This window comes from Nocardioides sp. OK12, from assembly GCF_024341885.1.
GTDB classification, from domain to species: Bacteria; Actinomycetota; Actinomycetes; order Propionibacteriales; family Nocardioidaceae; genus Nocardioides; species Nocardioides marinisabuli.
Window position 1 is genome coordinate 469,776 of sequence record NZ_BNET01000002.1, and the last position, 18,212, is coordinate 487,987.

20 protein-coding genes are annotated in these 18,212 nt (G+C 73.1%); 7 read left to right on the forward strand and 13 right to left on the reverse strand.

Translation table 11 applies throughout. The annotated features are described in order from the left end of the window. Positions 1 to 25: 25 nt before the first annotated feature. Genes OCU29_RS06385 through OCU29_RS06400 form a run of 4 tightly spaced genes read right to left on the reverse strand, consistent with a single transcriptional unit; the run spans position 26 to position 4,320 of the window. Positions 26 to 1,429 carry a hypothetical protein gene (locus OCU29_RS06385; RefSeq protein WP_261819249.1) on the reverse strand — a complete coding sequence of 468 codons (1,404 nt, stop codon included), beginning with the start codon at positions 1,427 to 1,429 and terminating at the stop codon, positions 26 to 28. Beyond that, positions 1,429 to 2,070, reverse strand: a complete 642-nt coding sequence (locus OCU29_RS06390; protein ID WP_261819250.1) for a PilW family protein — start codon at positions 2,068 to 2,070, stop codon at positions 1,429 to 1,431. Before OCU29_RS06390 ends, OCU29_RS06385 begins: the two co-directional genes overlap by 1 nt. Continuing rightward, positions 2,067 to 3,842: a prepilin-type N-terminal cleavage/methylation domain-containing protein gene (locus OCU29_RS06395; RefSeq protein WP_261819251.1), complete on the reverse strand. Its 1,776-nt coding sequence runs from the start codon at positions 3,840 to 3,842 to the stop codon at positions 2,067 to 2,069. Before OCU29_RS06395 ends, OCU29_RS06390 begins: the two co-directional genes overlap by 4 nt. Beyond that, complete coding sequence (locus OCU29_RS06400; protein ID WP_261819252.1) at positions 3,826 to 4,320, reverse strand: type II secretion system protein; 495 nt, start codon at positions 4,318 to 4,320, stop codon at positions 3,826 to 3,828. The genes OCU29_RS06395 and OCU29_RS06400 overlap by 17 nt, the downstream gene beginning before the upstream one ends. Before the next feature lie 225 nt (positions 4,321 to 4,545). Here OCU29_RS06400 and OCU29_RS06405 point away from each other — a divergent pair, with 225 nt between their 5' ends. The 3 genes from OCU29_RS06405 (at position 4,546) to OCU29_RS06415 (ending at position 6,039) form a co-directional block, all read left to right on the forward strand. Next, complete coding sequence (locus OCU29_RS06405; protein ID WP_261819253.1) at positions 4,546 to 4,968, forward strand: type IV pilin protein; 423 nt, start codon at positions 4,546 to 4,548, stop codon at positions 4,966 to 4,968. A 10-nt stretch (positions 4,969 to 4,978) separates the two neighbouring features. Continuing rightward, positions 4,979 to 5,218 carry a hypothetical protein gene (locus tag OCU29_RS06410; protein WP_261819254.1) on the forward strand — a complete coding sequence of 80 codons (240 nt, stop codon included), beginning with the start codon at positions 4,979 to 4,981 and terminating at the stop codon, positions 5,216 to 5,218. A 74-nt stretch (positions 5,219 to 5,292) separates the two neighbouring features. Next, positions 5,293 to 6,039, forward strand: a complete 747-nt coding sequence (locus OCU29_RS06415) for a FliA/WhiG family RNA polymerase sigma factor (RefSeq protein ID WP_261819255.1) — start codon at positions 5,293 to 5,295, stop codon at positions 6,037 to 6,039. 66 nt (positions 6,040 to 6,105) lie between these two features. On the opposite strand, the gene OCU29_RS06420 is transcribed toward OCU29_RS06415, so the two are convergent. The 3 genes from OCU29_RS06420 to OCU29_RS06430 all read right to left on the reverse strand — a co-directional run bounded on the left by OCU29_RS06420 (position 6,106) and on the right by OCU29_RS06430 (position 8,938). Next, positions 6,106 to 7,053 carry a DMT family transporter gene (locus tag OCU29_RS06420; protein ID WP_261819256.1) on the reverse strand — a complete coding sequence of 316 codons (948 nt, stop codon included), beginning with the start codon at positions 7,051 to 7,053 and terminating at the stop codon, positions 6,106 to 6,108. Positions 7,054 to 7,115: 62 nt separating this feature from the next. Next, positions 7,116 to 7,793: a response regulator transcription factor gene (locus OCU29_RS06425; protein WP_179615404.1), complete on the reverse strand. Its 678-nt coding sequence runs from the start codon at positions 7,791 to 7,793 to the stop codon at positions 7,116 to 7,118. Continuing rightward, positions 7,790 to 8,938, reverse strand: coding sequence for a cell wall metabolism sensor histidine kinase WalK (locus tag OCU29_RS06430; RefSeq protein WP_179615405.1), 1,149 nt, complete (start codon positions 8,936 to 8,938; stop codon positions 7,790 to 7,792). The genes OCU29_RS06425 and OCU29_RS06430 overlap by 4 nt, the downstream gene beginning before the upstream one ends. Positions 8,939 to 9,071: 133 nt before the next feature. Between OCU29_RS06430 and phoU the strand changes: the two genes are divergently transcribed. Continuing rightward, positions 9,072 to 9,728, forward strand: coding sequence for a phosphate signaling complex protein PhoU (gene phoU / locus OCU29_RS06435; protein ID WP_179615406.1), 657 nt, complete (start codon positions 9,072 to 9,074; stop codon positions 9,726 to 9,728). Between the two features lie 149 nt (positions 9,729 to 9,877). Here phoU and OCU29_RS06440 read toward each other — a convergent pair whose 3' ends face one another. From OCU29_RS06440 to OCU29_RS06450, 3 genes are read right to left on the reverse strand one after another with little or no spacing between them, the layout of a single operon-like run. Then, positions 9,878 to 10,630, reverse strand: coding sequence for a phosphoglyceromutase (locus OCU29_RS06440; protein WP_261819257.1), 753 nt, complete (start codon positions 10,628 to 10,630; stop codon positions 9,878 to 9,880). Continuing rightward, positions 10,627 to 11,259 (reverse strand): hypothetical protein, encoded by a 633-nt coding sequence (locus OCU29_RS06445; RefSeq protein ID WP_261819258.1) that lies wholly within the window; start codon positions 11,257 to 11,259, stop codon positions 10,627 to 10,629. The genes OCU29_RS06440 and OCU29_RS06445 overlap by 4 nt, the downstream gene beginning before the upstream one ends. Positions 11,260 to 11,301: 42 nt before the next feature. Beyond that, entirely contained in the window at positions 11,302 to 12,219 is a 918-nt protein-coding gene (locus tag OCU29_RS06450) for a UbiA family prenyltransferase (protein WP_261819259.1), read from the reverse strand. A gap of 236 nt (positions 12,220 to 12,455) precedes the next feature. On the opposite strand from OCU29_RS06450, the gene OCU29_RS06455 reads away from it, so the two are divergent. Both OCU29_RS06455 and OCU29_RS06460 read left to right on the forward strand, forming a co-directional pair. Beyond that, complete coding sequence (locus tag OCU29_RS06455) at positions 12,456 to 12,941, forward strand: CarD family transcriptional regulator (protein ID WP_179615410.1); 486 nt, start codon at positions 12,456 to 12,458, stop codon at positions 12,939 to 12,941. Positions 12,942 to 13,029: 88 nt separating this feature from the next. Continuing rightward, positions 13,030 to 13,659, forward strand: a complete 630-nt coding sequence (locus tag OCU29_RS06460; RefSeq protein WP_261819260.1) for a 2-C-methyl-D-erythritol 4-phosphate cytidylyltransferase — start codon at positions 13,030 to 13,032, stop codon at positions 13,657 to 13,659. Here the strand turns inward: OCU29_RS06460 and OCU29_RS06465 are convergent. Both OCU29_RS06465 and ispF read right to left on the reverse strand, forming a co-directional pair. After that, positions 13,646 to 14,434, reverse strand: coding sequence for a 2-C-methyl-D-erythritol 4-phosphate cytidylyltransferase (locus tag OCU29_RS06465; protein ID WP_261819261.1), 789 nt, complete (start codon positions 14,432 to 14,434; stop codon positions 13,646 to 13,648). The two genes, OCU29_RS06460 and OCU29_RS06465, sit on opposite strands and share 14 nt — an antisense overlap. A gap of 82 nt (positions 14,435 to 14,516) precedes the next feature. Further along, positions 14,517 to 14,987, reverse strand: coding sequence for a 2-C-methyl-D-erythritol 2,4-cyclodiphosphate synthase (gene ispF / locus OCU29_RS06470; protein ID WP_261819376.1), 471 nt, complete (start codon positions 14,985 to 14,987; stop codon positions 14,517 to 14,519). Positions 14,988 to 15,102: 115 nt separating this feature from the next. Between ispF and OCU29_RS06475 the strand changes: the two genes are divergently transcribed. After that, positions 15,103 to 16,695 (forward strand): molybdopterin-dependent oxidoreductase, encoded by a 1,593-nt coding sequence (locus tag OCU29_RS06475; RefSeq protein WP_261819262.1) that lies wholly within the window; start codon positions 15,103 to 15,105, stop codon positions 16,693 to 16,695. An 18-nt stretch (positions 16,696 to 16,713) separates the two neighbouring features. Here the strand turns inward: OCU29_RS06475 and OCU29_RS06480 are convergent, their stop codons facing one another. After that, positions 16,714 to 18,030 carry a peptidase C39 family protein gene (locus OCU29_RS06480; protein WP_261819263.1) on the reverse strand — a complete coding sequence of 439 codons (1,317 nt, stop codon included), beginning with the start codon at positions 18,028 to 18,030 and terminating at the stop codon, positions 16,714 to 16,716. Between the last annotated feature and the right edge of the window lie 182 nt (positions 18,031 to 18,212).

Consider the following 18,212-nt stretch of genomic DNA (forward strand, 5'->3'; position numbering starts at 1 on the left):
GCCGTCCCGCGGCCCCGGCAGTGGTTCACAGCCGGTCGGTGCGGTCGACCTCGCGGTAGTCGGTGATGGTCAGAGTCGTGTCGACCAGGCTGGGCGAGAGGTTGTGCACGAAGCACTCGTCGAGCTTGACGTCGCCGGTGCCGGTGAGGTCCATCGAGTCGGCGTAGACCGTGCCGATCAGCTCGGCGTTGCCGTTGAGCTTGTTCATCCGCCCGTAGGGCGCCGGCGAGGTGAGCACGACGTTGGCGACCAGCCTCGTGCCGGCGTTGAGCTTGACGTCGCCACCGACGACCACGATCAACAAGGACTGGTCCTTGCACTCAGGGCTGCCGACGGCGGCGTCGAAGGGGCGCGACCAGCCGCTCATGTTGAGGTCGACGCGCTGGCCGGTGTTGTTGCCCGCGGGGAGGTCGAAGAACAGCACCGCGTGCGGGTGCTTCTCCGGGGTCGGGGTCGTGTGCGTGTTGGACTTCCAGTAGTTGTCCTGCGACTTGGCTACCGCGCGCAGCTGGTCGAGCTGGGCGTCGGTGAAGGCCTGCTCCGGGATGCTGAAGAGCTTGCGCAGCGACGCCTCGTCCTTGATCCGCGAGCCCTGCACGTCGGTGCTGCCGTCGCCGTTGAGATCACGGTCCCCGTAGTACGTCGGGTACGGGTCGGTGAGGGTCTTGCACTGCCCAGCCGGGTACGCGCCGCCCTGGACGCTCTGGTCGTGGGGGTAGGAGGTGTGGCAAGCGCCGTTCCTGTGGATCGCGCCGCTGCTCGGACCGCAGTTGCTGTTGCCGCCGTTGGAGGTCGAGACGTACTGCGAGGAGTGCACGGCTGCGGGGATGTCATAGGCGACGTCGGTGCCCGAGACGGTGATGTGGCCCCGAGACCACACGCAGCCAGTGGTCAGGATCGACTCCTGGAAGACCGCTCCGTTGCCACCCCCGTCGAAGCTGCGCGCGAACAGCGCCAGCGGCAGCCCGAGCGGCCGGGTGCCGATGCTGACCTCGGCCTCGATCTCCCGCACGCCGTCGCGGGCTCGGCCGGTGGAGTGCACGACGTAGCGGCCCGGATTGTGGGTGGGCAGCGGCGCCACCGCCTCCACCCACACCCGGTACTGCGAACCTCCGGGCAGGTCGACCACGGTCGGGCTGGCTTGTGAGCCGTAGCCGCTGGGACAGCCGGGGGAGCAGGCGATCCCGGCCACTCCGTGGGTGCGCAGGTGCGAGGACGCCTGGGCCAGCCCGGCGTCGGCGGCGTCGAGGGCAGCGGCCGCGTCCTGGGAGAGCCGCGCCGAGCGCAGGTTCGCGACCGTCACCGACAGGATCGTGGTGCCGACGATCATCGCCAGGGTGGTGGCGAAGAGGGTCAGCACCAGCGCAGCGCCATGGTCGCTGTGGGGGGTGCGGGGCGAGGACGACGACGGCGGCGGGGTCACGGGCATCAGGTGGCTCCTCGGTTGCGCAGGTCGGCCTGCACGGTGAAGCTGCGTACGGCGTCGCCATCGCGCACCTCGAGCTTGACCGAGACCAGGTCGACCAGTGCCAGCTCAGCACCGTCGGGCAGTCCGTTGGCGTTGCCGACGGCGGCCTCGTCGATCTCCTGCCAGGTGGTGGTGCCGTCGCCGTCGGCGTCGTGGATCCACGAGCTGCTGCGCAGCCGGATGTCGACGGCCTGGACGCCGCCGGCCAGGACCGGCCGGGTGACGGCGTTGTTGGCGGTCAGGGTGAGCGTGCGGTCGGTGGCGTCCCAGCGGTAGGTGAGCACCTCGGGGTCGAGTGCGTCATCGGTCTCGACGAAGCCGCTGCCGTCGAAATCGACGCCCAGGGTCAGCGAGACCACCCTGCCACCGGTCACCGTCGCACCGCTGATCTGCTCCGCCTGCCGCAGCTCGCGGCTCATCCGTTCGGTGGCCAGCCGGGCCTCCTCCGTGATGTTGCCGGCAGCGGTGACGTCGGTCGCGACCCGGCTGCTGCCCAGAACGAATCCGAGCAGCACGGTGCCGAGCGCGGCGAACAGCGCCATGGCCACGAGCATCTCGACCATGGTGAAGCCCGCGTCCCTGCGGGGACCGGTGGCGCTCATCGATGGTCCTCCGCGGTGCAGGCGACCGAACCGACGGTCACCGAGAGCGTTGAGAGAGGGTCCGCCTCGGGGGTGCCGTCAGGTCCGAGGACGGGGTTGCCACCCGCGTCGAGGCGGGCCCGGAGCGGGACGGTGTGGATGCTGACCACCGCGGGCACCTCGAGTCGCGCGATGCCGGGGGCCTCGACACGGGTGATGCCCGCGCTCTCGGTGGCCACCGACCAGGACTCGACCCAGGTGGAGAGCGGCGTCCCACCCACCGACAGCGTGGCCGGGTCGGGGAGGGTGGTGGCGCCCTCCTCGGTGAAGGTGGGCAGGTCGGAGTAGGAGGACCCGTTCCAGTAGGAGAGATCGGCGGCGATCGTCAGCGTGGTGTCGGGCTCGTGGCCGGCGCCGGCCACGGTGCAGCGCGCCGCGGCGGCTGTGACCCGCACCTTGATCAGCGGCAGCGGGTCGTCCGTGTCGCTCTCTGCCATGGGCAGGACGCCCACCTCGGCCGAGCGGGCGACGGCGCAGGCGTTGGCCCCGCCGGTGGGCCCCGCCGTGGTGTGGGCCCAGCCGCCGGAAGCCAGTCGCAGCCCGCTGCCTGTGATGCCGACGGAGCAGTCCGCGCCGATGCCGCTTCCGAACTCCCCGGCCCGCACGCGCAGCACCGGGTTGGCGAGCCCCAGGCTCGGGCGCAGCACGGCACCGGAGCCCATCCCCATCCGTAGCGCGTACCCGCCGCCCGCGCTGGGGGTCTTCAGGGCGACCTCTACCGGGGCGGTCGGTGTGCCGACCCCCGGCAACCCGTCGCTGGTCGTCGGCTTCCACGAGCCGTAGAAGCTGCCGCCGCCCCAGCAGGCGACCAGGCACCCGGCAGGACTCAGCCGGCCCTCACCCGTCGACGTCCAGGTCGGTGCGACGTCGGGCGGGGCGGTGAGGGCGGTGCGGGTGGTGCCGTTGTTCTCCTCCGTGGCCGCGGTCGCCGTGACCCCGGCGGCTGCCAGGTCGACCCTGCTGCCAGCGACGAGCGAGGCGTCGAGGTCGGTCAGCGCACCCGACACCGAGACAGCGTTGCCCTCCTCCGGCGTCGGGCCAGGCAGCATGGTGCTGGCCTCGAGCGCGACAGCGTGGGCGGTCGCCCGCAGCCGGGTGGTGGTCTGGTAGCTGCGCGAGATCTGCGTGTACGTCGTGATCGGCCGGCGATCAGTGCCTTGCGCCGGCAGCACGGCCACCGTGATCCCGACCTGGCCGGTGACCGGGGCGTCCCTGCCGACGTCGGTGGTGTCGTAGTCCTCGGGGGGTGCGACGGGCGCCGGGGGCGTGGCGGCATCCAAGAACTGGGTCGAAGCGGTGACCACGAACCCGTCCAGGTCCGGGTCCTCGGCGCTGGTGCGCACGGTGCGGTAGAAGGCACCGGCCGGTTCCCACGAGCACCGCGGTGCACCGGCGGCGACGTACCCGACGTGCGAGACGGTCGGCGGCACCGTGCGTCCGGCGTCGTCGGTGCAGGTCGTGCTGCCAGCAGGCTCGACGTCGTGGAAGTGCTGGTCGAGCAGGTCGATGTAGTCACCCGCGTTGGGCTCGACGTGGAACGGCAGGTTGCGCATCCGCTCCAGCTCGGAGGTCGCGAGCGCCTTGGCCTGGGTGCTGGCGCGGGCGATGTCGTTGGCCCTGATGCCGCCGACGAGCTGCGGGAGCGTGGCGACGAGGAGGGTCATGAGGATCCCGACCGCGACGACCACCTCGACGAGGGTGAACCCGGCGTCCTTCTCAGTCCGTGGTGACACGACCGGTCAGCCCCTCCACGCTCACGACCGCCTCGCGGGCGGCACCGTCGCGCTCCACGGTCACGCGGCCCGGCGTCGCGGTGCCCCGCGGGGCGAAGCTGACCCCGGGCAGGTACGCCGACTCGCCGTGCTGGAAGCGCGGGTCGGTCAAACGCAGCCCCGCGTGAGCCTCGATCGGCCCCTCGAGGAGAACCTTGGCGTCGTCGTCGCAGCGGCCCCGGTAGATGCTCCAGGAGGCAGCGTCGAAGAGCACGCAGGTCGAGGTGCCTGTGGTGACCGCACGCTGCTGCGCCTGGCGCAGCACGCCGCGGAGCTCGGTGACCAGGCCGTCCTGGGCCGAAGCGCGGCTCCAGGTCTGCCAACCGCTGACCGCCGCGGCCATCAGGGTCCCCGCGATCGCGATCACCACGATCATCTCGATCATCGTGTAGCCCGCGTCGCCGCGGCGGCGCTCGGCGCTCGGCGGGCTCGCGGGCATGACGCTCCTGGTCGGGTCCGGCGGGTGGACGTGTCGCGAGGGGGATGTCGGCGCGCCGGGGCCTCCGCTTGAGTGCCTGCGGTGGTGGTCTAGGCCGGGCTCAAGCGGTGCTCGGCCGGCTCCGACGACCTCGGTGCAACACCACGCCGCTCCCTGCGTCTGGCCTGTGTCTGGCTCCGGGGACCGGCGTCCCTCCCGATCCCCTCACAAGGAGAACGAACGACCATGCGCACTGCTCCCTCCACCACCCCCGAGACCAAGAAGGACCAGGGCTTCACGCTCATCGAGCTCCTCGTGGTCGTCGTCATCATCGGCGTGCTTGCCGCCATCGCGATCCCTGTCTTCCTGTCGCAGCGTGAGAAGGCCGCGGACGCCGGCGCGAAGTCGGACCTCAAGAACGCAGCGACCAGCCAGGAGGCTTTCCTGGTTGACAACCCGACCGCTTACGCAACGACGGTCGCCCAGTTGCAGGGTGAGGGATTCACCGGCACGAAGGATGTCGTGCTCAGCATCCTGAGCGCGAACGATGATGGTTACTGCATGTCCGCAAAGGCTGGCTCGAGCGCCAACACCTTCCTCTACGACTCGGGGCAGGGCGGTCTGCTTGACAGCAGCGACACGCCTTGCACTGCGACGTCGTACTCCTGATCCTATAAGCATGAGCAACGAGCGCCGCAGTGACGCGACGAGCATCGCTGACACGCTCGAGCACCTGACCCGCGCGCTGCTCGACCCGGCCTCCAGCCAGGTCGAGCGGCCGCGGGTCGCGGTCGTTCCTGCCCCGACTGGCGAGCCCGCCGACGATCCCATCCCCGAGCAGCGGTCGGTCGAGCCTGTGGTACCGCGCCCCGCGCGCGGGGGCGACCTCCTGGCCGAGCTCGCGTTCCTCGACCGATGACACCGCTGTACGCACCCTCCCCGCGTGTCCGTCGCACCAGCGGCGGGCACGTGGGGCAGAGTCACGATCCGACCATGGGGACCGACATCGATGACGCGCGCGCAGGCACGGCTGCGCTGTGGGCGGCGTACAAGCGCAAGGGCGGCGCCGAGCTGCGCAACCGGCTGGTGCTGCAGTACTCGCCGCTGGTGAAGTACGTCGCCGGCCGCGTCCGCGCCACCCTGCCCGCGACCGTCGAGTCCGCCGACCTGGTCTCCGAGGGCGTCATCGGGCTGATGGACGCGATCGAGAAGTTCGAGCCCGACCGCGGCTGGGAGTTCCAGACCTATGCGGTGCCGCGCATCCGCGGAGCGATCATCGACTCGATCCGCGCCGCCGACTGGGTGCCGCGCAGCGTGCGCACCAAGCTGCGCCAGGTCGAGCAGGCGCAGGGCGAGCTGCGACTGCGACTGGGCCGCGAGCCCGAGCCCGCCGAGCTCGCGGCAGCGACCGGGCTGAGCCCGACCGAGCTGCGCGAGGTGCTCGAGCGCCCGACTACCATGACCAGCGCCGACGACGACGAGCTCGCCGAGATCGGCGACGCCGACGGTGGGCTCGAGGACGCCTTCGAGGACGAGGGCACCCGCGAGCTGCTGATGGGGGCCGTGCGCCGGCTGCCCGAGCGCGACCAGGTCGTGGTGGCGCTCTACTACTTCGAGGGCTTCACCCTCGCCGAGGTCGGCCAGGTCCTCGGCGTCACCGAGTCGCGGGTCAGCCAGCTGCGCAGCCGGACGACCAAGGCGCTGCGCGCCGAGCTGGCGACCGCCCTGCTCGACCGCTGATCCTGACGATCCTCACCGCGACACGCCGCGGGGAGGTGCGGGTCGTCAGGATCGTGGCGGGGTCGCTCAGGCGGGGGCGGGCGGGTGCTCGACGCGCCGCGGCCGGCGCCGCGCGAGCGCCACGCCCAGCAGCGCCAGCACCCCGCCGACGTATGCCGCCCCCGGCGGGGTCTCGCCCAGCAGCGCCCAGCCGAGCACGATCGTGATCGGCGGGACCAGGTAGGTGGTGACGCTGAGGCTCCCGGCGTCCATGTGGGTCAGCGCGTAGGCGTAGGTGGTGAAGGCGATCGCGGTCGGGAAGATGCCGAGGTAGACCACCCACAGCACCGACGAGGTCGGCGCGACCTGCACCTCCTCGATGAGCGTGGGCAGGAACGGCAGGCACACGACCGCACCGATCGTGCAGGCCAGCCAGGTCACGTGCACCGCGGCCAGACGGGCCATCAGCGGCTTCTGCAGGATCAGGCTGACGGCGTAGACCACCGCGGCGAGCAGCACCAGGAAGACCCCGAGCAGGTCGCGGCCCTGGCTCTGCGACGTCGACAGCCCGATCAGCACGACACCGCCGAAGGCCAGCGCGAGCCCCAGGCCGAGCCAGGCGGTGAACCGCTCGTCGAGGAACACCGCGGCCAGCACCGCCACCAGCACCGGCGAGAGCTGGATCAGCATCGCGGCCGTGCCGGCGTCGACGCGCTGCTCGCCCTCGTTGAGCGCGACGTTGTAGACGCCGAACCACAGCACCCCGATCGCGGCGAGCGAGACCCACTCGCGCCGCGTCGGGCGGGGCACGCCCTTCGTCGCGGTCGCCACCACGCCCAGGCACAGCGCGCCCACCAGCAGCCGGCCCAGGCTCAGCGGCCCGGCGGAGAAGTCGGCGCCCAGGTGCCGGATCGCCACGAACGCCGAGGCCCACAGCACCAGCGTCACCGCCACGGCCGCCAGCGGCAGCCAGGACGTTGGGGTGGAGGCCGGGGGAGTGCCGGGCGCGGGGCGCTCGGTGCGGGTCGTCGTCACGACCGAAGCCTACGGTGACCCATGACGCCGGGTCACGCGGGAATCGGTCGTGACGGCCAGGCTCACAGGTCGAGCTTGTAGCCCAGCCCGCGCACGGTGACGAGGTACTTCGGCTCGCCCGGGTCGGGCTCGAGCTTGGCGCGCAGCCGCTTGACGTGCACGTCGAGGGTCTTGGTGTCGCCGACGTAGTCGGAGCCCCAGACCCGGTCGATGAGCTGGCCGCGGGTCAGGACCCGGCCGGGGTTGCGCAGGAACATCTCGAGGAGCTCGAACTCCTTGAGCGGCAGCCGCTGCTCGTGGCCGTCGACGGTCACCACGTGCCGCTCGACGTCCATGCGCACCGGGCCGGCCTCGAGGGTGGCCGGGGCCGCCTCCGGCTCGGCGCCGCGGCGCAGCACCGCACGGATGCGCGCGACCAGCTCGCGCGGGGAGTAGGGCTTGGTGACGTAGTCGTCGGCGCCGAGCTCGAGGCCCACCACCTTGTCGACCTCGTCGTCCTTGGCGCTGACCATGATGACCGGCACGCTGGAGGTCTGCCGGATGGTGCGGCACACCTCGGTGCCGGGGATGCCGGGCAGCATGAGGTCCAGCAGCACGATGTCGGCCCCGTTGCGGTCGAACTCCACCAGCGCGGCGTTGCCGTCGGCGGCGATGGCGACCTCGAAGCCCTCCTTGCGCAGCATGTACGCCAACGCGTCGCTGTAGCTCTCTTCGTCCTCGACGACCAGTACCCGTGTCACGGGCTGTCCTCCTGCTCTTTCCTCTCGGACCCGAAGTGCTGGGGCAGGGTCAGGGTGAACGTAGACCCCTGCCCCTCCGCCGACCAGACCCGGACCTCGCCGCCATGGGTGGCGGCGACGTGCTTGACGATGGACAGGCCGAGCCCGGTGCCGCCGGTGGAGCGGTGGCGGGCGGGGTCGACGCGGTAGAAGCGCTCGAAGATGCGGTCCAGCTCGTCGGCGGGGATGCCGATGCCCTGGTCGACCACCGAGATGTCGACCGACCCGTCGTCGACGCGGGTCGTGACCAGCACCGTCGAGTCGGGGTCGGAGTAGGAGACGGCGTTGGAGACCAGGTTGGAGACCGCGGCGGTCACCTGCTTCTCGTTGCCGAAGACCTGCACGTCCTCGGTGCCGCCGATCGCGACCGAGATCCGCTTGGCGCCTGCGTCGATCGCCGAGGCGTCGACCGCGGAGCGGATCACCTCGTCGAGGTGCACCGCCACGGGCGCGTCGAGCGGGTCGTCGGCCTGCAGCCGCGACAGCTCGATGATCTGCTGGACCAGCTTGGAGAGCCGGTCGCTCTCGGTGCCCATCCGGGCGGCGAACCGCTTGACCGCCTCGGGGTCGTCGGCGGCGTCGACCATCGCCTCGGCCAGCAGCCGGATCGCGCCCACCGGGGTCTTGAGCTCGTGGGAGACGTTGGCGACGAAGTCGCGGCGCACCTCCTCGACCCGCCGCTCGCGGGTGCGGTCCTCGACCAGGGCCAGCACCAGGCGCGAGCCGAGCGGCGCGACCCGGGCCGTGACGTGGCGCGCGGGGGCGCCCGGGCGGGTCATCAGGATCTCGGTCTCACGGATCTGCCCGTCGCGACGCACCAGGTGCACCTGCTCGGCGAGCGCCTCGGAGACCAGGCGCGAGCCGCGCACCAGCCCGAGCGCGTACGCCGGGGCGCTGGCCTTGAGCACCACGTCGCCCGCGTCGACCACGACCGCCGAGCTGCGCAGCACCGAGAGCACCGAGGCGATCCCGTAGGGCAGCACCGGCTCGGGCGCGGGAGGCACGGTGTGCTGCTGGCGGTCGCTGACGTGCCAGGCCAGCACGGCCACGCCGGCGACGAACGCCCCCACGACGGCAGCGATGAATGCCTGCAGCGTCGGGTCCACGTGCAGGATCGTACGCAGTCTCGCACCCGGGACCTGCCGATCCGGCCCCTGCTTCGCAACGTTCACCGCCCGTTCACCGCCCGACGACCACCGGACACCCCGCAGGTCGGCCGCAGTGCCTAGTCTCTTCCTCATGCGTGACGTCTTCCATGAGCAGCTCGACGCCGTCTTCGACGACCTGACCGCCATCTGCGGCCAGGTCGAGGTCGCCGTACGACGAGCCACCGAGGCCCTGTTGAGCGGCGACGCCGCGGTCGCCGAGCAGGTGATCACCGACGACGCCGAGATCGACCAGGCGCGGGAGCGGGTCGAGGAGTCGGCCTTCCAGCTGCTCAGCCTGCAGCAGCCGGTCGCCGGCGACCTGCGCGTGATCATCGCGGCGCTGCGGATGGTCACCGAGCTCGAGCGGATGGGCGACCTGTCGGTGCACGTCGCCAAGATCGCCCGCCTGCGGGTGCCCAACGTGGCGGTGCCCGAGGGCATCAACGAGACCATGACCAAGATGGCCGAGACCGCCGAGGACATGGTGCGTCGCGTCGGTCAGATCATCCGCCACCGCGACGTGTCGGCGGCCATCGAGCTGGGCCGTGACGACGAGGTGATGGACCAGCTGCGCCGCCACAGCTTCACCCAGCTGCTCGGCGACGACTGGGCCCACGGTGTCGAGGCGGCGGTCGACGTCGCCCTGCTCGGCCGCTACTACGAGCGCATCGCCGACCACGCCGTCTCGATCGCCAACCGCGTCGTCTTCGTCGTCACCGGCGAGAAGCCGCACCGCGGCGAGGTCTGAACGACCCGAGAGCCACCCGGCCACCCCCGACGCACACCGCCCCGACCCGTACGAACGGGTCGGGGCGGTGTCGGTCCGGGTCGGCTCGGGTCAGTTCGGGCCGGCTCGGCGCGAAGTATGAGCCGGCTGGGCGCGAGATTTGGGCCGGGTCAGCGACCCTGCGAGGCCACGGCCGCGGCGGCCGCCTCGGCGGCGTCGGGGTCGAGGTAGCGCCCACCGGGGACGGTGGGGGACAGGTCGGCGTCGAGCTCGTAGACCAGCGGCATGCCGGTGGGGATGTTGAGCCCGGCGATCTCGTCGTCGCCGATGCCGTCGAGGTGCTTGACCAGCGCGCGCAGGCTGTTGCCGTGCGCGGCGACCAGGGTGACCTTGCCGGCGCGCAGGTCGGGCACGACCGCCGACTCCCAGTAGGGCAGGAAGCGCTCGATGACGTCCTTGAGGCACTCGGTGCGCGGCATGTCGTCGCCGAGGTCGGCGTAGCGCGGGTCGCCGGCTTGGGAGAACTCGTCGGCGTCGTCGATCGGGGGCGGCGGCACGTCGAACGAGCGGCGCCACTGCATGAACTGCTCCTCGCCGTACTGCTCGAGGGTCTGCTTCTTGTTCTTGCCCTGCAGCGCGCCGTAGTGGCGCTCGTTGAGGCGCCAGGAGCGGTGCACGGGGATCCAGTGCCGGTCGCAGGCGTCGAGGGCCAGCCCGGTGGTGGAGATCGCGCGGCGCAGCAGCGAGGTGTGCACGACGTCGGGGAGGATGCCGGCCTCGCGCATCAGCTCACCGCCGCGGCGGGCCTCGCCCTCGCCCTTCTCGGTCAGGGGCACGTCGACCCAGCCGGTGAAGAGGTTCTTGGCGTTCCAGTCGCTCTCGCCGTGGCGCAGCAGGACCAGGGTGCTGGTCGGGGCGCTCACTGGGTGTTCTCCGGCTCCGACTCGGCGCCGCCCTCGGGCTCGAGCTCGTCGCCCTCGAGGCCCTCCTCGCCGGGCCCGTAGTCGCGCACCGACTCCAGCGGCTCGCAGTCGTAGGTCTCCCCACTGTCACCGCCGTCACCGTCGTCGCTGGCGAAGTCGAAGCCCTCGAAGATGCCGCAGTTCGTGACGACGGGGACGTCGATCTGCACCGACTCGCCGTTGTCGAAGCTCAGGCGCACCGCCAGGTAGTCGCCGGCGGCGAAGTCGCCGGTCACGGCGAAGCCGTTGTCCTCCTCGGAGAGGTTCTCGAAGCCCAGCGGGTCGATCGGGCGGGGCTCGACCTCGGCGCTGACCTGCTCGCCGCCCTCGCCGGACAGGCCGGTGAAGGTGATGACGTCGGTGGCGGAGTTGTTGGCCAGCCCGCCGATGAAGGTGCCGGCGCCGTCGCGGCTGGCCACGATCGCCGCGCCCAGCACGTCGACCTCGGCGTCGCGCTCGTTGGCGCCCGCGGCCGGCGTGTAGGGCCGGTCGGTGGCGTAGTCGAAACCGCAGGAGGAGAGCGGGAGAGCGAGCGCGACCGCGCTGGTGGTCAGCGCGAGCTTGCGGCGGATCAGCATCGTGGGTCTCATGCCTTCGGTTCGTCGTGGGTCCGGCTGCGGGCCAGCCTAGCGTCAGCCGGTGCCCAACCCGCTGGTGGTGCCCACGAAGCCGATCGCGACCGTGACCAGGCCCAGGTAGAGCGCCGTGAGCGCCAGCAGCCGTGCCGCGCCCAGCCGCAGACCCAGGCGCAGCGGCAGGTAGGTCCAGCCGTCCTCGTGGTCGGCGACCAGCCCCCACAGCGCGGTGAGCAGGTGCACCCCGACGCCGAGCAGGGCCGCGAGCAGCACCATCGCCGGCTGCGGGGCCTCGTCGGTGCCGACGCCGCCCCAGCCGCCGTACGACAGGAAGGCGGGGTACGTCGCGAACGCCGCGGCCCAGGGCACGAAGGACAGCACCCCGGTGCGCAGGGTCAGGTTGCCCAGCAGCCCGATCGCCACCGAGCCGAGGTAGATCAGGCCGGCCGTGGGGCCGTGCGCGACCGAGAGCGGCACCAGGGCCAGCAGCCCGCAGGCCAGCGCGAACCACGCCGTGCCGGGGTCGAGTCGCCCGTCGGCGAGGGGCTTGCCCCGGGTCGCGTGGGTGGCGTCGCGGCGCCGGTCGACCAGGTCGTTGTGCCAGCCCAGCATCGCCTGGCCCACCAGGACGGTGACCAGCACCAGCCCCAGCTCGCGGGTCGGGCGGTCCGCGAGCGCCGCGGCGACGCTCATCAGCACGGCAGTCGCCACGGCCTGGCGCGGGTGGGCGGCCTGCACCAGCAGCACCGGCGTGGAGTCGAGGATCCGGGCCGGGCCGGTACGCCGTGCCCGCGGCGTGGGCGGCGGCGGTGCGACGGGCGTGCCCGCCGGCTCGGCGGTCGCGGTGGATGTCGAGCCGGCGGCCGGAGGGGTGGGGCCCGGAGGGGTGGTGGGCTCGGCGACGGGCTCCCCGACGGGCGTCCCCGCGGGGCGCGGGGCGGCCGGGCGGCGGCGGGGCAGGTGGGGTCGGGCCATGCCCGGCAGTATCCCCGTCGAGGGGGCTCCTCGCGGGAGGTCCGCGCAGGTAGGAGGCACTTTTCGCCCGACGCGCCCGACGTCGGGGGTGGGGTGCGTCACGCCCCCGGGGAGGGCCGCCACCACACCCCCGAGCCATCTGTCAAGACCGCATTGCGCCTCTGACCTGCACAAACGATGCGGAGGACGCTTCGATCCCGTGTTAAGATGTCCACCTAGGAAGGGGAACCTGACATATGACTTTCACCGTCGGCGAAACGGTTGTGTATCCCAATCACGGGGCCGCTGTCATCGAGGACATCGAGATGCGGACCATCAAGGGCGAGGACCGTCAGTACCTGGTCCTGCGGATCGTTGCCCAGCAGGACCTGGTCGTTCGCGTCCCGGCCTGCAACCTCGACCTGGTCGGCGTGCGTGACGTCGTCGACAAGGAGGGCCTCGACCGCGTCTTCGACGTCCTGCGGGCCGCCCACGTGGAGGAGCCGACCAACTGGTCGCGCCGCTACAAGGCGAACCTGGAGAAGCTGCACAGCGGCGACGTCATGAAGGTGGCCGAGGTCGTGCGCGACCTGTGGCGCCGCGAGCGCGACCGTGGCCTGTCGGCCGGCGAGAAGCGGATGCTGGCCAAGGCGCGCCAGATCCTGGTCTCCGAGCTGGCCCTGGCCGAGAAGACCAACGAGGACAAGGCCGAGGTCATCCTCGACGAGGTGCTCGCCTCCTGACGGCGAGCACCACCTCCAGCACAGCGACATCTCGACGGCCCCCGGGTGACCACCCGGGGGCCGTCGTGCGTCCTAGGCTGGACCCACCATGACCCCACCCGACAGCCCCGACAGCCCCGACAGCCTCGACAGCCCCGACTGGTCCGACCTCGAGGACGAGGACGAGCTGCCGCCCGCGCTGGGCACCGTGCTCGAGATCAACCGCGGCTCGCTGCCCTTCGAGCTCCTGCACGGCGAGGCGCTGGTCGCCGTCGCCGCGTGGGGCCTGGGGGAGTCGGGGGTCACCCCCGTCGACATCGGCACCGAGTGGGAGGGCCTCGCGGACTCCGGCGAGCCGGTGGTGCTGCACGACTGCCTGTGCCCGATGACCCCGGCCGACTTCATCGCCGAGTGCCTGCGCGAGTCCGTACGCCGCCAGGCGGTCGTCGTGGGCGTGCGACCGGTGACCGACACGGTCAAGACCGTCGACGGGGCGGACGCGCTGCCGACGGTGCGGATGGGGCCCGACCGGGAGCAGCTGCTGGTGGTCACCTCGCCGGTGGTGCTGCCCGCCGGCGTGGTCGCGGCGCTCGACGCGCTGCCCTCCGACGACATGGGGGAGCTGGTCGCGATGCTGGCCGAGCGCTTCCCGGTCGTGACCCGCGAGGCGCCCCCCGAGGGACGTCGCGTGACCGGCCCCGAGGACGTCGCCGTCCTCGAGGCGCTCACCGCTCGCTGAGCGACCCGCCCGGCAGCGACCCGGTCCGGCCCAGCAGCTCCTCGGCCAGGGCGAGGTCCTCGGGCCAGGTGACCTTGAGGTTCGTGGGCCCCGAGGCGACCGCGACGACCGGCAGGTCGGCGTACCGGCTGAAGCAGGCGGCGGTGTCGGTGCCCTCGAAGCCGTCGTCGTCGGCGCGGCGGTAGGCCGCGAGCAGCGGGCCGGCGCGGAAGGCCTGCGGGGTCTGCACGCCCACCAGCGCGTCGGGCACCTGCTGCAGCCCCCGGGTCAGCACCCCGGCGACCGGGGCCCCGGGCAGCGCCCCGCCGCTGCTGCGGGCCGCCTCGAGGACCGCGGTGAAGAGCGCGGCCGGGGCCAGCGGGCGGGCGCCGTCGTGCACGACGACCACGTCGGTGCGCCCGGCCTCGACGTCGGCGGCTAGGCTGCGCAGCGCCCGCGCCTCGGAGGCGTGCCGGGTGGCGCCGCCGGCCACCAGCCCGACCTCCGGGCGGCCGCGGCCCTCGTCGTCCGCGCCGGCGTCGTCCAGCGGCAGGTGCGGGGCCAGCGCCTCGGCGACCTCGTCGAGCTCGTCGGCGCGCGCGACCACCAGCACCCGGCCCACGCCGGGGGTGGCCAGCGCGGTGAGCACCGACCAGGCCAGCACCGGGCACCCGGCCAGCGGCAGCAGCACCTTGTTGACGCCGGCGCCGACGCGCGAGCCGGAGCCGGCGCCGAGGACGACCACGGTCGCGGTCGGGGAGGTCGGTGGGGCGGGGGAGGGCGTCGGGTGCGGCACGCGGTGACCGTACCCAGGCCCGGCCCGGGACGTCATACGGGCGGGACGTCCCCCGCCGCGGGGGTGATGACGTCCCGGGGCTCTAGTCGAGGGCCACCAGCAGCGCGGTCGCGATCGCCGCGACCCCCTCGCCGCGCCCGGTCAGGCCCAGCCCGTCGGTGGTGGTCGCCGAGACCGACACCGGGGCGCCGACCGCGGCCGAGAGCGCCGCCCGGGCCTCGTCGCGCCGCGGGCCGAGACGGGGCCGGTTGCCGATCACCTGCACGGCGACGTTGACGACCTCGAAGCCGGCCGCGCGCACCCGGCGGGCGGTCTCGGCCAGCAGGGTGGCGCCCGACGCGCCGGCCCACTCGGGCTCGGCGGTGCCGAAGTGAGAGCCCAGGTCGCCCAGGTCGGCGGCGGAGAAGAGCGCGTCGCAGGCCGCGTGCGCCGCCACGTCGGCGTCGGAGTGGCCCTCGAGACCGGCCTCCTCGTCGGGCCAGGAGAGCCCGGCCAGGTGCATCTCGGCGCCCGGCACCAGCCGGTGCACGTCGGTGCCGACACCGGTGCGCAGGGCGGCGTACGCCGGCGCGGGACGGTCGGTGCGGGGGCTCTGCTCGGGGGTGCCGTTCACATCGCGATCATGCCCGAGCGCGGGCCCCCGGGGGTGCGTGGGGGATGATCGACAGGTGGACGGACGTGCAGGCATGTGGCGGCTGGCCGGTCTGGTGGCCGGGCTGACCGGTCTGGCGACCAGCTACACCGCCGCGATGGTGCTGACCATCCGCGAGTCGCCGGTGGTCGCGATCGCCGAGGCCGTCATCCGGCTGACCCCGGGCCCGGTCGCCGACTTCGTGATCCGCTTCTTCGGCGCCTCCAACAAGGCGCTGCTGCTGGTGATGATCTTCCTGATCGTCTCGCTCGTCTTCGCCGCGCTCGGCACCGCCGCCCGCACCCGGTGGTGGGCGCCGCTGGCCGGCTACTCGGTGCTGGCGCTGCTCACCGCCGCCGCGGTGCTGCTGCAGCGGGGCTCCGGGCCGGTCGACCTGCTGCCCGTGGTCATCGGCTACCTCACCTGGCTGCTCGTGCTGGCGCTGCTGGTCACGCCGCTGCGGCGCGCCGAGCGGGCCGCGCGCGCACCGGCCCGTCCCGCCGTGCCGAACGACGTACCGCCCGCCGGCTCGCCGGCCGCGGCGCAGGGACGGCGCGCGTTCCTGGTGCGCGCGCTGCTGGTGGGCGGCGCGGCCGTGGTCGTCGCCGGCGCCGGCAAGGTGCTCGGCAGCGGGCGCCGCGCGGTCGAGGAGACCCGGCGGCTGCTGCGCATCGAGGGCGCGGGCCAGACCCCGCCGCCGCGCGGCTCGAGCCTGGGCGTCGACGACATCGCCTCCTGGCAGACGCCCAACGACGAGTTCTACCTGATCCACACCGCCCTGGTGGTGCCCGCGATCGCCCCGGTCGACTGGCGCCTGCGCATCCACGGCCTGGTTGAGCGCGAGATCGAGCTGACCTACGACGACCTGCTCGCCCGCGAGCGCACCGAGGCGTGGGTGACGCTGAACTGCGTCTCCAACCCCGTCGGCGGCGACCTGGTCGGCAACGCGCTGTGGACCGGCGTGCTCACCTCCGAGCTGCTCGCCGAGGCGGGGGTGCTGCCCGGCGCCGACGCGGTGCTGCAGACCTCCGAGGACGGCTGGACCTGCGGCACCCCGCTCGAGGCGCTCACCGACGACCGCGGCGCGATGCTGGCGGTGGCGATGAACGGCGAGGCGCTGCCCATCGAGCACGGCTTCCCGGTGCGCACCCTGGTGCCCGGGCTCTACGGCTACGTCTCGGCGACCAAGTGGGTCGTCGACCTCGAGGTGACCCGCTTCGCCGACTTCTCGGCGTACTGGACCCAGCGCGGCTGGGGCGAGCGCGGGCCGGTCAAGATCGCCTCGCGCATCGACGTGCCGCGCTCGGGGGAGAGCGTGCCGGCCGGCAACGTCGCCTTCGGCGGGGTCGCCTGGATGCAGGGCACCGGCATCTCGGCCGTGGAGTTCTCCGTCGACGGCGGGCCGTGGGTGCCCGCCGACCTGGGTCGCGTGCCCAGCGCCGACACCTGGGTGCAGTGGGCCGGCACCACCGAGGTCGCGCCCGGCGACCACCTGGTGCGGGTGCGCGCCACCGACAGCGCCGGCAACGTGCAGACCGACGTCGAGCGCGACGTGCTGCCCGACGGCGCGACCGGTCTCGACGAGGTCGACTTCACCACCACCGACACCACCGACGCCGCCGTCGGCTGAGCCCGGTGGGCCGCGGCCCTACCAGTTGGAGTGGTTCTCCGGCGAGGGCAGCGGGTGGTCGGCGTCGGTGATGACGTACGCCGTGCCGCCCGAGCGGGGCAGCCAGGCGTTCTCGAGCTCGCCGCGGTCGTAGGTGCGGCGCACCGCGCCGTTGGAGGCCCCGGCCGGGTCGTTGACCACGACGTCGCCGTCGCGGGTGAAGCCGACGACGACCAGCAGGTGCCCGTTGGAGGCGCTGATCGGGGCGCCGGTGAGCTGGCCGCGGTCGAAGGCGATCGAGATGACGACGGGGATGCCCGCGGCCACCAGCTTCTCGGTCTCGCGCATGCTGCGCAGCCGGGTGACGAAGGCCGCGTCGGTCTGGCGGGCGGCGTAGGCGGTGTTGAAGGGCCAGTTGCCGGTGCCCTTGTAGCCGTGGTCGTAGGTCATCCGCGCCGCGTGGTCGACCCACGGGTCGTTGTGCCCGGCCGGCACCCAGGAGTAGTCCTTGGGCTTCGGCAGGGAGTCGTAGTAGCCCAGCACCATCGACGTCGACGTCGGCGAGCACCACGCCTCGCCGCCGTTGCCCCACTGCGGGTAGTGGCCCTGGTGGGTCATCTGGCTGTACGTCGGCACCGGCAGCACCGTGCCGCCGGCCTTGCTGACCACGCCGGGGGCCGAGGCCTGCACCGAGCCGCTCGGCAGCCGCGAGGCCATCGCGCTCACCGCGCCCACGCTCGGCGGGTTGCTGCTCGCGCCGGCCTTGCGGCCCATCGTCACCCGCAGCCGGTAGGCCACCAGCCCGGCGGGGGCGCGCCAGGTGTCGACGTTGACCGAGGCCAGGTCGTCGCTCTGCCCCGAGACCGTGGTGCGCTCGACGAACTTGTCGCCGGAGGCCCAGCGGCCCAGCAGGTCCCACGAGGAGCGGCGCCCGTCGGCGGCGCGGCCCTTGACCTCGACCTCGATCCAGCTGTCGCCGGGGGTCTTGGCCTCCCACGACGCGATCAGCTCGGTGAAGGAGAACCCGGGGCGGTGCCACGGGCCGTTCCAGCGCGCGGTCGTGTACGTCGTCCCGCCCAGCGAGCGCGTCGACGTGGTGGCCGAGGGCTGGTGGAAGACCCGGCCCCGCTTGACCTTCACCGCCGTGGAGCGGCCCTTCTTCCACTGCGCCGAGCCATCCCAGGACTGGTGGTTGATCTTGCGCGCGGTGGCGCTGCGCGCCGAGGTGTCGGCCCGGGCCGCGCTGCTGCTCGAGGCGGCGTCGCTGCCGCCGTCGGCGGCGTACGTCGTGGGGGCGGGGGCCAGCGCGGTGGCGAGGAGGGCGAGCGCGGTGGCGGGGAGGGCGGATCGCAGCACCGGGCCACGGTACGTCACATCCGTCACTTGCGTCACAGGTCGGCCCGAGGGAGTTTCATCGGGTACCCGATGAACCTGGCGCCACCCGGCTGATCCTTCAGCCAGGCAGCGGGAGGTCCATCGGGTACCCGATGAAACTCCCTGTGGAGGACCGGCGGCCCGGCCCGGGCGGGGATGCGGGG

Coding starts and splice junctions, on each gene's coding strand:
- OCU29_RS06385 (WP_261819249.1), bottom strand. CDS start 1,429: ATGCCCGTGACCCCGCCGCCGTCGTCGTCCTCGCCCCGCACCCCCCAC.
- OCU29_RS06390 (WP_261819250.1), bottom strand. CDS start 2,070: ATGAGCGCCACCGGTCCCCGCAGGGACGCGGGCTTCACCATGGTCGAG.
- OCU29_RS06400 (WP_261819252.1), bottom strand. CDS start 4,320: ATGCCCGCGAGCCCGCCGAGCGCCGAGCGCCGCCGCGGCGACGCGGGC.
- OCU29_RS06405 (WP_261819253.1), top strand. CDS start 4,546: ATGCGCACTGCTCCCTCCACCACCCCCGAGACCAAGAAGGACCAGGGC.
- OCU29_RS06410 (WP_261819254.1), top strand. CDS start 4,979: ATGAGCAACGAGCGCCGCAGTGACGCGACGAGCATCGCTGACACGCTC.
- OCU29_RS06415 (WP_261819255.1), top strand. CDS start 5,293: ATGGGGACCGACATCGATGACGCGCGCGCAGGCACGGCTGCGCTGTGG.
- phoU (WP_179615406.1), top strand. CDS start 9,072: ATGCGTGACGTCTTCCATGAGCAGCTCGACGCCGTCTTCGACGACCTG.
- OCU29_RS06445 (WP_261819258.1), bottom strand. CDS start 11,259: ATGAGACCCACGATGCTGATCCGCCGCAAGCTCGCGCTGACCACCAGC.
- OCU29_RS06450 (WP_261819259.1), bottom strand. CDS start 12,219: ATGGCCCGACCCCACCTGCCCCGCCGCCGCCCGGCCGCCCCGCGCCCC.
- OCU29_RS06455 (WP_179615410.1), top strand. CDS start 12,456: ATGACTTTCACCGTCGGCGAAACGGTTGTGTATCCCAATCACGGGGCC.
- OCU29_RS06460 (WP_261819260.1), top strand. CDS start 13,030: ATGACCCCACCCGACAGCCCCGACAGCCCCGACAGCCTCGACAGCCCC.